Annotated in this window: 6 protein-coding genes; 3 read left to right on the top strand and 3 right to left on the bottom strand. The window is 72.3% G+C overall.

The window, feature by feature from the left end; all coding sequences use genetic code 11:
- Positions 1 to 41 precede the first annotated feature (41 nt).
- Positions 42 to 1,937 carry an eCIS core domain-containing protein gene (locus tag CP967_RS35355; RefSeq protein ID WP_373300403.1) on the top strand — a complete coding sequence of 632 codons (1,896 nt, stop codon included), beginning with the start codon at positions 42 to 44 and terminating at the stop codon, positions 1,935 to 1,937.
- Between the two features lie 130 nt (positions 1,938 to 2,067).
- On the opposite strand, the gene CP967_RS05960 is transcribed toward CP967_RS35355, so the two are convergent.
- Complete coding sequence (locus tag CP967_RS05960; protein WP_150486943.1) at positions 2,068 to 3,297, bottom strand: ROK family protein; 1,230 nt, start codon at positions 3,295 to 3,297, stop codon at positions 2,068 to 2,070.
- A gap of 279 nt (positions 3,298 to 3,576) precedes the next feature.
- Positions 3,577 to 6,294 (bottom strand): aconitate hydratase AcnA, encoded by a 2,718-nt coding sequence (gene acnA, locus CP967_RS05965; RefSeq protein WP_150486944.1) that lies wholly within the window; start codon positions 6,292 to 6,294, stop codon positions 3,577 to 3,579.
- 745 nt (positions 6,295 to 7,039) lie between these two features.
- On the opposite strand from acnA, the gene CP967_RS05975 reads away from it, so the two are divergent.
- On the top strand, positions 7,040 to 8,569 hold the full coding sequence (locus CP967_RS05975) for a helix-turn-helix domain-containing protein (RefSeq protein WP_150486945.1): 1,530 nt from the start codon (positions 7,040 to 7,042) through the stop codon (positions 8,567 to 8,569).
- Positions 8,570 to 9,061: 492 nt separating this feature from the next.
- Complete coding sequence (locus CP967_RS05980) at positions 9,062 to 9,508, top strand: Lrp/AsnC family transcriptional regulator (RefSeq protein ID WP_229888479.1); 447 nt, start codon at positions 9,062 to 9,064, stop codon at positions 9,506 to 9,508.
- A 133-nt stretch (positions 9,509 to 9,641) separates the two neighbouring features.
- On the opposite strand, the gene CP967_RS05985 is transcribed toward CP967_RS05980, so the two are convergent.
- Entirely contained in the window at positions 9,642 to 12,365 is a 2,724-nt protein-coding gene (locus CP967_RS05985; protein WP_150486947.1) for a helix-turn-helix transcriptional regulator, read from the bottom strand.
- Between the last annotated feature and the right edge of the window lie 72 nt (positions 12,366 to 12,437).

A 12,437-nucleotide genomic window follows, 5' to 3' on the forward strand; every position in this document is an offset into this window, starting at 1 on the left:
ACGCAGGAGGGGTCGGAGTCCCCGTACCGGAAGAGGCGGCCTTGCGCGACCACGAGAACGTCAGGACGGATCCGGACCACGCCCCGGCCCGCGGGCCGGCCGCCGCGCCGCAGGCGCCCGGCGGGCGGCTCCTCGCCCTGCAGGGCGAGGCCGGCAACGCGGCCGTGGTCCAGATGCTCCGCCGGGCCGGGCACCCCGGGGCCCAGGCGGGCCCGCCGCGCGGCGGGGGCGGCGCAGACCCGTCCGCCACCGTGCAGCGCTCCGCCGTCCACGCCGTACTGCGGTCCGGGGGCCGTCCGCTGGACGAGGCCACCCGCACCGACATGGAGGCCCGGCTCGGCGCCGACTTCTCCGACGTACGCGTCCACACGGACGCCGCCGCGAGGGCGTCGGCCGCCGAGGTGGGTGCCCGTGCCTACACCTCCGGCAGCCATGTCGTCATCGGTGCCGGCGGGGGCGACCGGCACACCCTGGCCCATGAGCTGACCCATGTCATCCAGCAGCGGCAGGGCCCGGTCGCGGGTACCGACAACGGTGCGGGACTGAGCGTCTCGGACCCCTCGGACCGCTTCGAGCGGGAGGCGGAGGCCAACGCCAGGCGGGTGCTCGGCGGCCCGGCACCGGTCCGGCACCCCCACGACCGGGACGCGCCGGCGCCCGGCGGGGCGGGCCCGGGGGCAGCGGTGCAACGGACGAGTGACACCGAGATGGCGAGCCAGTCCAGTACCGGCTCCGGGATGAGCATCGACTATCCGTCCACGGCCGACGCGGGCCGCCTCGCGGCGGTGACCAAGGCGCTCTCCGCGCAGAAGCCCGAGAACCTGAGCTTCATGGGCAACATCCTGAAGGCGACGGTGCGGCCCGCGCCGGCCGCGGACGGCTCGGGGGGCGGCGGCCGGTCCAAGAAGCTGTACCAGATCGGCAGGGAGAGCCTGGAGCGCCTCTACACGGAGAACCCCGGTCCCACGGAGGACCCCGAATGGCACTGGGACAAGGAGTCCTGGTCGGTGCTCCGGGCGGAGGTCGAGGCGGTCTACACCTACCTGAGCGCCCGTGCCCGGCTCTCGGACGGCGGTGGCCTGATGCACTCCAAGAGCGACAAGCAGTGGCTGATGGTGAAGCCCCCGCTGTCCCCGGGCAAGCAGGCGGCCTCCTCGAAGTCGCTCGGCGAACTGCCCTTCTACGAGTCTCCCGCCCTGAAGCCGGTTCCCGGCTCCACCACACCCGACCAGGTCCTCCTCGGCGACGGCACCGAGATGGGACGCGGCGCCACCTACGCCTTCGACTCCCCCGGCGGCACCACGCACCGCATGATCACCTACGCCAAGGACATGCCCGCCGAGGTGCCCGACTTCGCCCTGCCGCCCGCCCTGGCCCAGGTGCCCACCGCGGCGCTCGGCAGAGGGCTGATGCCGTTCACGCAGGCCACCAAGACCGCCGGCCCCGTCACGGTCGACCAGAAGGTGCTCAACCGCTGGGGCGGGGGCAAGCGTGACGGCCACAAGCCCGACCAGAACGGCGCGATGAAGGGGGTTTCGGCCTCCGAGGCCGCCAAGGCGAGCAACATGGCCGACGGCGACTGGCAGTGGCTCCATCTGATCGCGTTCACGATGGGCGGCCACGACGGCACCCAGCCGAACGCGCCGGAGAACCTGGCCGCCGGGCTCGCCGCCGCCAACGGGCACCACCTGGTCCTGGAGACGCTGGTCAAGAAGATGATCCTCCAGGCGGGCATCAGCGAGGTGAAGGTCACCGCGACGGCCAGGATGCTGACCGGCAGCTACCACGTCTGTTCGAGTATCGACTACCAGCTGGAGTGGACGCAGAACGGGACGTCCTACTCGGACGTCTTCAAGGTGAACGCGCTCAACCCGAACAAGTCCATGGGCGGCCATCTCGCGCTGCTCGACAAGCAGTACGTGGCGCACCACCCCTGAGGCCGTCGCCTCCGGGCGCCCGCACCGTGGTCCGGGCGCCCGGAGGTGACGCCCCGGCGGCGAGGACCGCGGAACCGGCCCGCGGGCCGTGCCAGGGCCCGTGCCACCGCCGGAGCGCGCAGCGCGGCGGTCAGCGCACCGCGTACGCCGCCGGGTTCTCCATCACCTCGTACATCACCCGGGCCGCCGCCCCCCGCGCCGCGTCGCCGGAGAGGGAGGAGGCGCGCAGCCTGCTGCCGCCCTCGTGCCAGCGGCCGGAGACCACCCGGGTGGTGAGCTGGGCGTCCGCGGCCTCGATCAGCCACGGCATGAGGTTCCGGTAGATCCCGCCGAGCACGACCGCCTCCGGGTCGAAGAGGTTGACCGCCCCGGCCAGGACCACGCCCAGCCGGTCCCCCGCCGTCCGCAGCGCCTCGACGGTCCTGGGGTCCCCGGCGGCGGCCCGCTGCTCCAGCTCGGCCGCTCCCCGCACGCCCTGGCCGCAGTCGATGCCGGCCGCCTCGAACAGGGCGGCCCGTCCCGCGTACTGCTCCAGGCAGCCGCGCGCCCCGCACCGGCACTGCGGCCCCTGCGGGTCGACGACCACATGGCCGATCTCACCGGCGAACCCGTGGGCGCCCCGCAGGATCTCGCCGTTCAGGACGAGGGCGCCGCCGACGCCGATCTCACCGGTGAGGTAGAGGAAGGTGCGCAGGCCGCCGAGACCGCCGAACCAGTACTCGGCCAGGGCCGCCAGGTTGGCCTCGTTGTCGGAGCCGACGGCCAGGGCGCGTCCGGCGGGACGCAGGGTGCTGAGTGCCTGCCCGAAGATGCCCTCGGCGGCGACCCTGCTCCAGCCGAGGTTGGGGGCCTGCCGTACGACACCTCCGGACACCAGGCCGGGCAGGGCCAGTTCGACGCCCACCACCCGCAGCTGCTGCTCACGGGTGGACCCGATGACCCGGTTGGTGAGGCGTGCGGCGTGGGCAAGCACCTCGGCGGGCGGGACACCGCGGTGATCGGTGTGCTCGATGACGCGGACCCGGTCGGTGCCGGTGAGATCGACGGCGCACACCGAGACGTAGTCGATGTTGATCTCCACCCCGAGTCCCGCCGGACCGGTCCGGGAGAGGGTGAGGACGGTGCCGGGGCGCCCGGCGGACCCGCTGGAGGTCTTGCCCGACTCGCTGAGGCAGCCCAGTGCGAGGAGTTCCTCGACGAGGGAGGAGACGGCGGCCCGGGTGAGTCCGACGAGGCTCGCCACCCTGGCCCGGGTGACCTCGCCCTCCTCGCGGACGGTGCGCAGCACGAGGCTGAGGTTGTGGCGCCGTACGGACTCGTATCCGGCTTTGGCCGCGGGCGAGGTGAGCGTGTTCTTCATCAGGCTTGTGACCCTATCGGCGAGTGGCCGTACCGGGAGGTAACGGCTGTACCGGGAGGCAGCGGCCGTACCGGACGGCGAGGGCCGTGTGCGGGGCCGGGGCCCGTACCGGGCGGCAGGGGCCGCGTGCGGGGTGGCGGAGCGGGGGCGGGAAGCGGGGAGACGGGGGGCGGCGGGACGGGGCGGGAGACGGGAGGGGCGGCGGGACGGGGGCGGGGACGAGGGACGGCGAAGGGCCGCACCCCGGTGGGTGCGGCCCTCGCTCACTTACCGGTCCGCTTACTTGCGGATCAGGCTGCGGAGCACGTACTGCAGGATGCCGCCGTTGCGGTAGTAGTCCGCCTCACCCGGCGTGTCGATGCGGACGACGCCGTCGAACTCCACACCGGTGTCGGTGGTGACCTTGACGGTGCGCGGGGTGGTGCCGTCGTTCAGCTCGGTCACACCGGTGAAGGAGAAGGTCTCCTCGCCGGTCAGACCGAGGGTCTCGGCGGTCTGGCCCTCCGGGAACTGGAGCGGGAGGACGCCCATGCCGATGAGGTTCGAGCGGTGGATGCGCTCGTAGGACTCGGCGATGACGGCCTTGACGCCGAGGAGCGCGGTGCCCTTGGCCGCCCAGTCACGGGACGAGCCGGAGCCGTACTCCTTGCCCGCCAGGATCACGAGCGGGGTGCCCGCGGCCTGGTAGTTCTGCGAGGCGTCGTAGATGAACGACACCGGGGCGCCGTCCTTCGTGAAGTCGCGGGTGAAGCCGCCCTCGGTGCCCGGCGCGATCTGGTTGCGCAGGCGGATGTTGGCGAAGGTGCCGCGGATCATGACCTCGTGGTTGCCACGGCGCGAGCCGTAGGAGTTGAAGTCACGGCGCTCGATGCCGTGCTCCGTGAGGTACTTGCCGGCCGGGGTGTCGGCCTTGATCGCACCGGCCGGGGAGATGTGGTCGGTGGTGACCGAGTCGCCCAGCTTGGCGAGGACACGGGCGCCGGTGATGTCCTCGACCGGGGTCGTCTCCATCGTCATGCCCTCGAAGTACGGGGGCTTGCGCACGTAGGTGGACTCGGAGTCCCACTCGAAGGTGTTGCCGGTCGGGATCGGCAGCGCCTGCCACTGGGCGTCACCCGCGAAGACGTCCTGGTAGGACTTGTTGAACATGTCCTCGCCGATGGCGTTCGCCACGACGTCGTTGACCTCGGCCTCCGTCGGCCAGATGTCCGCGAGGTGGACGGCGTTGCCGTCCTGGTCGACGCCGAGGGCGTCCTTGGTGATGTCGACCTTCATCGAACCGGCGATGGCGTACGCGACGACCAGCGGCGGGGACGCCAGGTAGTTCATCTTGACGTCGGGGTTGATCCGGCCCTCGAAGTTGCGGTTGCCGGAGAGCACCGAGGTCACGGCCAGGTCGTGCTCGTTGACCGCCTTGGAGACCTCCTCCGGCAGCGGGCCGGAGTTGCCGATGCAGGTGGTGCAGCCGTAGCCGACGAGGTTGAAGCCGACCTTGTCGAGGTAGGGGGTCAGGCCCGCCTTGTCGAAGTAGTCGGTGACGACCTTGGAGCCGGGGGCGAGGGTGGTCTTGACCCACGGCTTGCGGGTCAGGCCCTTCTCGACCGCCTTCTTGGCCACGAGCGCCGCGGCGACCATGACGTAGGGGTTCGAGGTGTTGGTGCAGGAGGTGATCGCGGCGACGGTGACGGCGCCGTGGTCGATCTCGTACGTCGAGCCGTCGGGGGCCGTGACGGTGACCGGCTTCGACGGGCCGCCGTTCGGCGTGATGGCCGGGGCGTCGGAGGCCGGGAAGGACTCCTTGCCCGCCTCGTCGACCTCGTCCACGTAGTTGCGCACGTCCTGCGCGAACTGCTGGGCGGCGTCGGCCAGGACGATGCGGTCCTGCGGGCGCTTCGGGCCGGCGATGGAGGGGACGACCGTGGAGAGGTCGAGTTCCAGCTTCTCGGAGAAGTCCGGCTCGGCTGACGGGTCCAGCCAGAGGCCCTGCTCCTTGGCGTACGCCTCGACGAGCGCGACCTGCTGCGCGTCGCGGCCGGTCAGGCGCAGGTAGTTCAGCGTCTCGTCGTCGATCGGGAAGATCGCGGCGGTGGAGCCGAACTCCGGGGACATGTTGCCGATGGTGGCGCGGTTCGCGAGGGAGGTGGCGGCGACGCCCTCACCGTAGAACTCGACGAACTTGCCGACGACGCCGTGCTTGCGGAGCATCTCTGTGATGGTCAGCACGAGGTCGGTGGCGGTGGTGCCGGCCGGGAGCTCGCCGGTCAGCTTGAAACCGACGACGCGCGGGATGAGCATCGAGACCGGCTGGCCGAGCATCGCGGCCTCGGCCTCGATGCCGCCGACGCCCCAGCCCAGCACACCGAGGCCGTTGACCATGGTGGTGTGCGAGTCGGTGCCGACGAGGGTGTCGGGGTAGGCCTGGCCGCCCCGGACCATGACCGTGCGGGCCAGGTGCTCGATGTTGACCTGGTGGACGATGCCGGTGCCCGGGGGGACGACCTTGAACTCGTCGAAGGCGGTCTGGCCCCAGCGCAGGAACTGGTAGCGCTCCTTGTTGCGGCCGTACTCCAGCTCGACGTTCTGGGCGAAGGCGTCGCTGCTGCCGAACTTGTCGGCGATGACGGAGTGGTCGATGACCAGCTCGGCCGGGGCCAGCGGGTTGATCTTCGCCGGGTCGCCGCCGAGCTCCTTGACGGCCTCACGCATGGTGGCGAGGTCGACGACGCAGGGGACGCCGGTGAAGTCCTGCATGATCACGCGGGCCGGCGTGAACTGGATCTCCTGGCTGGGCTGGGCCTGGGAGTCCCATCCGCCCAGCGCCCGGATGTGGTCGGCGGTGATGTTCGCGCCGTCCTCGGTGCGGAGGAGGTTCTCCAGCAGCACCTTCAGGCTGTAAGGGAGGCGCGCGGAGCCCTCGACCTTGTCCAGCCTGAAGATCTCGTACGACTCGTCACCCACGCGCAGCGTGCTGCGGGCGTCGAAGCTGTTCGCCGACACGACAGTCTCCTTCTTCAATGTGCGCGCTCAACCGCGCCGCGCCTCATAGGCGGCCGGTGCCGCTCGGTGCCGCCTACGGCCCCGCCATCCGCTAGGGTAAGAATTAGTTAGGTAACCCTTACCAGGCAGTGGCGGCGGTGCGCCTCGGCAGATATCTCGATGTCGAGATAACTCTAGTACATCACCGCGACGCGGTCATGCCCGGGCACCCCCCGCGCCGCCGCGGACCGCCCTCGCCCGGCCGGCACGCCGACCGGTTTCCGGCGGGTCCGGCGCCCGGTCCGCCATTCCAGTGAACCCGGCCCCGGGCGTGATCGCACGGGGGCGCCGGGAGGAAACACCGGTCGGGCCACGACTCCGGCCGCCCTCCAGGCCCCCTTGGCGCCCCCACCGCTCGGATTCCCCCTCCGCCGCCCCGGAAGCCCCCTCCCCCTACCACCCGGGCCATCCGGGCCATCCGGGGCCCCTTCCCGTGCCCCCGAACACCCGCCCCCCCCACCTCCGGGCGCCCCCTCCCCGCACCCCGAGGGCACCGACACGCCGGACCGGCCCACGCGCCAGGACCCGGCGCGCCACCCGTTCGGCCGAACTCCGGAGGCCGCCCCCGAAGGCATGACCGACCTTCAGGAGAGCGGCGGGACCAGGGGCGGCACCGCCCCTCCCGCATCGCGAGCCACCGTCTTTTCACCCACCGATCACACCCCCGACGCAAACCTCATCTCATATCTGAGATAGCGTTCGGTTCATGGAAGACGACTACCTCGTACGTATCGGCAAGCTCATCCGTGACGCCCGCCAGCACCGGGGCTGGACGCAGACACAGCTCGCCGAGGCGCTCGCCACCAGCCAGAGCGCCGTCAACCGCATCGAGCGCGGCAATCAGAACATCAGTCTTGAGATGATCGCCCGGATCGGCGAAGCCCTCGACAGCGAGATCGTGTCGCTCGGCTATGCCGGGCCCATGCACCTGCGGGTGGTCGGCGGACGCCGGCTCTCCGGTTCCATCGACGTGAAGACGAGCAAGAACGCCTGCGTCGCCCTGCTCTGCGGCTCGCTGCTCAACAAGGGCCGTACCGTCCTGCGCCGGGTCGCCCGTATCGAGGAGGTCTTCCGGCTGCTGGAGGTCCTCAACTCCATCGGGGTGCGCACCCGCTGGATCAACGACGGCGTCGACCTGGAGATCCTGCCGCCCGCCGAGCTGGACCTGGCGGCCATCGACGCGGACGCCGCCCGCCGGACCCGCTCCATCATCATGTTCCTGGGCCCGCTGCTGCACCGCACGGAGCGCTTCACGCTGCCGTACGCCGGCGGCTGCGACCTCGGCACGCGCACCATCGAGCCGCACATGATCGCCCTGCGCCGCTTCGGCCTGGAGATCGCGGCGACCGACGGGCTGTACCACGCCCAGGTCGACCCCTCGGTCCGGCCGGCCCGCCCGATCGTGCTGACCGAACGCGGGGACACGGTCACCGAGAACGCCCTCCTGGCCGCCGCCCGCAACGAGGGCACGACCGTCATCCGCAACGCCTCCTCCAACTACATGGTCCAGGACCTGTGCTTCTTCCTGGAGGCGCTCGGCGTACGCGTCGACGGCGTCGGCACGACGACCCTGACCGTGCACGGTGTGCCGGAGATCGACGTGGACGTCGACTACTCCCCCTCCGAGGACCCGGTCGAGGCGATGAGCCTGCTGGCGGCGGCGGTCGTGACGGAGTCGGAGCTGACGATCCGCCGGGTACCGGTCGAGTTCCTGGAGATCGAGCTCGCGGTCCTGGAGGAGATGGGCATCGACTGCGACCGCACCCCGGAGTACGCCGCGGACAACGGCCGCACCCGGCTGGTGGACCTGACGGTCCGGCCCTCCAAGCTGGAGGCGCCGATCGACAAGATCCACCCGATGCCCTTCCCGGGGCTGAACATCGACAACGTGCCGTTCTTCGCGGCCATCGCCGCCACCGCGCACGGCCAGACCCTGATCCACGACTGGGTCTACGACAACCGCGCCATCTACCTCACCGACCTCAACCGCCTCGGCGGCCGGCTCCAGCTCCTCGACCCGCACCGGGTCCTGGTCGAGGGCCCGACCCGCTGGCGCGCCGCCGAGATGATGTGCCCGCCGGCCCTGCGCCCGGCGGTGGTGGTCCTGCTGGCGATGATGGCGGCCGAGGGCACCTCGGTGCTGCGCAACGTGTATGTGATCAACCGGGGTTACGAGGAGCTCGCGGAGCGGCTGAACTCGGTCGGCGCGCAGATCGAGATCTTCCGGGACATCTGATACGGCGATGCCGCCGCACCCCGTCTGACCTGCCATTTAGCGGGTCAAGGAGGGGTGCGGCAGCATGTCTGGGACTTCTCTGGGACTTTGGGCTTGCGGCGGGCTACGAGCCACGCTCCACGGCCCAGCGGACGGTCGCGGCTACGCGGAGATCGCGTCGATGGCGGCGCTTCCCCGTGCGCCGGCGCGGTGATCGCTGCTGGTGGGCCTGGTCCGGTACCCGGCCGGCCCCAGGATGTGGGGCCGGCCGCGGGGTGCTGGGGATACCCGCGCACCTGTCACCTGGTCGGAGTCCGCGCCGTAGGGGTTGGCCGGTGCGGGCCTCCTGCCGGGGATCCCCCGGACGCCATGACGATGGCAGGGCGACGTTCCCCGGACGATAGGCCGAGCATCATCACGCACATGTCGAGCGTGATTCACTCGGTCCATAACGAGCAGTGGGCCTTTGGGCGCGTGACGTGTGCGTGGCGCGCATGATTCGGGGAGTTGGCCGTGGACGCGATCGACCGTCACATACTGAACATCCTCCGCAAGGACGGGCGAGCGCCCGTGTCGGAGATCGCGCGTGCTGTGGGACTCTCGGCGGCTCCGTGCGCGCGCCGCATCGAGCGTATGGAGAGGGAGGGTGTGATCCGCGGCTACACCGCGGTCATCGAGGACAGCCGGGCGGGCATGCTTCAGGCGTTCATCGAGATCCGCCTGCTCGGCGCGACCGACAGCGACGAGATCGAGGGCATCTCCGAGAGCATCCCGGAGATCGAGGAGAGCCACAGCATCGCAGGCACCTCCGACGCGCTGCTCAAGCTCTGGGTCCGGGACGTGAAGCATCTTCAGCAGGTGATCAACGCCGTGCGCCGGACCGGCAAGGTGGAGGGCACCAAGACCTTCATCATCATGAACACCTGGACCCGCGCGACCGCGCGTGCCGGCACCCCGTGACCCCGAAACGACGCCGTGCTGCGGCCCGGAGGCCGCCCGCCTGCCGGCGGCGGACCCGATCGGTGGTGCGGGCCCGGCGCCGTCGCCCGGTACGCGGCTGGGCCCGGCGGTTCCCGCAGCGGTACGGGCGGGGTCACTCACGTGCTGGTGTGACGGTGTGCGCCAGCTGGAAGCGTGAGTGCAGGCCGAGTTTCCGGTAGACGCGGGTGAGGGTCGCTTCGACCGTCTTGACGCTGACGGTGAGGGCGGTGGCGATGTCGCGGTTGCTCGCTCCGGCAGCGGCGAGTTCGGCGCAGCGCTGTTCGGCCGGGGTCAGGCGGGGGCGGGCGTTGTGGTCCGTGGGGGTGGCTTCCAGCCGGCCGAGGGTGTGCACGGCGGTTTCGGCCCAGGGGTGGGCCTGGTGCACGGTGAAGAGGTCGGCGGCGCGCTGCGCGGCGATGCGGGCGCTGGCGCGGCGGCGTCCGCGTCGCTCGGTGTGGCTGAGCGCCAGGAGGGTCCGGCCCCGTTCGAGGGGAAGGTGACGGAGGCGGTCGGCCGCGTCGGTGAGGCGCCGGGCCGCGGTGTCGTAGTGGCCGCGGGCGGCGTCCAGGAGCGCCTGGACGCGTTCGAGCGGAGGGATGACCGCGTCCCTGCCGAGTTCGTCCGCGGTGCGGCGGGTGTCGTCCAGCAGGCTCTGTGCCTGGTCGAGGCGGCCGAGGGCGACGAAGGTCTCGGCGAGTTCGGGGTGCCAGCGCAGGACCGACGGATCGCCGACCTGCTGGAGCTCCTCCAGGGCGCGGACCTCTTCCAGGACCTCCAGGGCTTCTTTGGGGCGGCCGGTGGCCAGGAGCAGGTGGCCGAGGGCGAAGAGGTTGCGGGAGAGGAAGACCTTGTTGTCCTCCTGCCGGGCGGTGTCGACTCCGCGGCGCGCGTGGACGAGGGCGAGGTCGGTGCGCCGGGCGGTGCCCGCGACGAGGGCGGAGGTGTAGCAGGCCGGTGCGGCCGACAGCGCGGTCCCGTCGGTCAGCGCCTGGGCGCGGTCGGCGTGGTGGAGCGCTCTGGCGCAGCGTCCGGCGCGGAGTTCGGCCTCGGCGAGGCTGCGCAGGATGTCCACGGTCGCCTCGGCGTCTCCCGCCCGCTCGGCTTCGACGAGCAGGGGGAGCAGCACGGTGCGGGCCTCGTCGGGGCGGTCGTCGAAGAGGGCGTGCCGGGCGGCGAGGTGCTGGGGTGTGCCGTTCACCGGGATGGAGGCGGCGCGTGGCAGGGACAGGGCGCGGCCGAGCGTGGTCTCGGCGTCGGTGTGGCCGAGGACGCGCTGGAGCCGGGCCTGCATCGTGAGGGCCATGACGGTGGTGGTGGTGTCGCCGACGGTCTCGGCGAGGGCGGTGGCCTGGCCGGCCAGGGCACACGCCCGGCGGGGGTCACCCTCGCTGACGTTGGCCCAGATGGACTGGCGGATGAGGACCTGCGCGGTGAGGCCGGGTCGTCCGGCCGCCGTGTGGAGCGCGGCGGCGAACAGTTCGTCAGCGCCGTGCAGGTGCCGGCCGCTCGCGTCGATCAGGGTGATGAGGGCATCGACGCACTGCTCGGGGGTGGCGTCGTGACCCAGGACGAGGCGGGCGGCGGCCCGGCCGCGGGGGAGGTCACCGTAGTGGGCGGCGTCGCGTACGGCGGTCAGGGCCCGTTCGGTGAAGAGTTCGCCGTGGTCGTGCGAGGTGCGCTGGGCTGCGAGGAAGGAGAGTTCCGCGGCGAGCGCGTGGTCGCCGCGCTGCCGGGCGCGTACGGCAGCGCGGGCCGCGCGGTGGGCCGACCGCGGATCGGTGACATCGGCGGCCAGCACGGTGTGCCGGTCGCGGCGGACGCTGTCGTGGCTGGCCTCGGCCAGGCGGGCGTGCAGAAGTCTGCGCGCGTCGCCCGGCAGCCGCGTCACGAGTTCCGTGCCGATCGCGGAGGCGGTGAACCGCACGCTCCCGTTCGCCCGTCCGATGTCGAACAGTCCCGCTGCCTCGGCCTGGGCGAGGAGGGACTCGGCGGCCGGGCCGGCGAGGCGGCCGAGCAGTTCGAGGTCGGGCCGGTCGTCCAGTGCGGCGAACGTCAGCAGTTCCTGCACCTGGGCCGGTACCTCGCCCAGCCACTCGCCCACCAGCCGGCGGGCCGTCGGCGGCAGGGCCGACTCGCTCTCACCCTCCCGGTCCGCGAGCGGCCGCGAGGCGTCGGCCAGCGCCAGGGCCAGGGCCGGGTTCCCGCCGCTGTGGGCGTGGATGCGCGCCACCTCGCGGGGGGCGAGCCGGTACGGGGACAGCAAGGCCGCTATCTGAGGGGTCGTCAGGGGCGGGATGCGCACCGCGCAGGTGTCCTCGCCGCACCAGTGGCCCGCGGCTCCCGGGCGCCAGACGCGCTCGACCGCGATGACGGGAAGGTCCGGGGTCAGGCGCAGCGCCCAGCCCAGGACGGCCGCACTGGCGTGGTCCAGCCACTGGGCGTTGTCCACCACCAGCGTCACGGGCGGTGCCTCCCGCAGCAGAGCAGCGGTCAGGCGGCGCAGCCGGAGTGCCCGGCCGGCCTCGTCCGGAGAGCCGGACCGGCCGGCGGTCCCGTCGAGTGCCGCCGTCAGCTCCCGCGCGGCCGGCAGGGCCGGCAGGGCAAGCGCGAGTTCGAGCAGCCCGGCACAGGCGACCCGGGCGTCCTGTGGGCCCGGGGCCAGCCGTAGGACCGGCAGGCCCGACTGCCGTCCCAGGGCACCGGCCGCGGTGGTCTTGCCGCTTCCGGGCGGCCCGAACAGGACTACCCGGCGGGTGCCGCCTCCGCCTTCCGGCACCACCGGCAGCACGGAACCGGCCTGGTGGGAGGCGTTCGTCCACATCGCAGAGTCTGGCATCGGGCCATGGTGCGCCCGCCGGGGCTCCCCGTCCAGATCAAGGGGTTGCCCCGATGCCGGCCGCTCTCCGCG

The organism is Streptomyces nitrosporeus (genome assembly GCF_008704555.1).
GTDB classification, from domain to species: Bacteria; Actinomycetota; Actinomycetes; order Streptomycetales; family Streptomycetaceae; genus Streptomyces; species Streptomyces nitrosporeus.

Coding starts and splice junctions, on each gene's coding strand:
- CP967_RS05975 (WP_150486945.1), top strand. CDS start 7,040: ATGGAAGACGACTACCTCGTACGTATCGGCAAGCTCATCCGTGACGCC.
- CP967_RS05960 (WP_150486943.1), bottom strand. CDS start 3,297: ATGAAGAACACGCTCACCTCGCCCGCGGCCAAAGCCGGATACGAGTCC.
- CP967_RS05985 (WP_150486947.1), bottom strand. CDS start 12,365: ATGCCAGACTCTGCGATGTGGACGAACGCCTCCCACCAGGCCGGTTCC.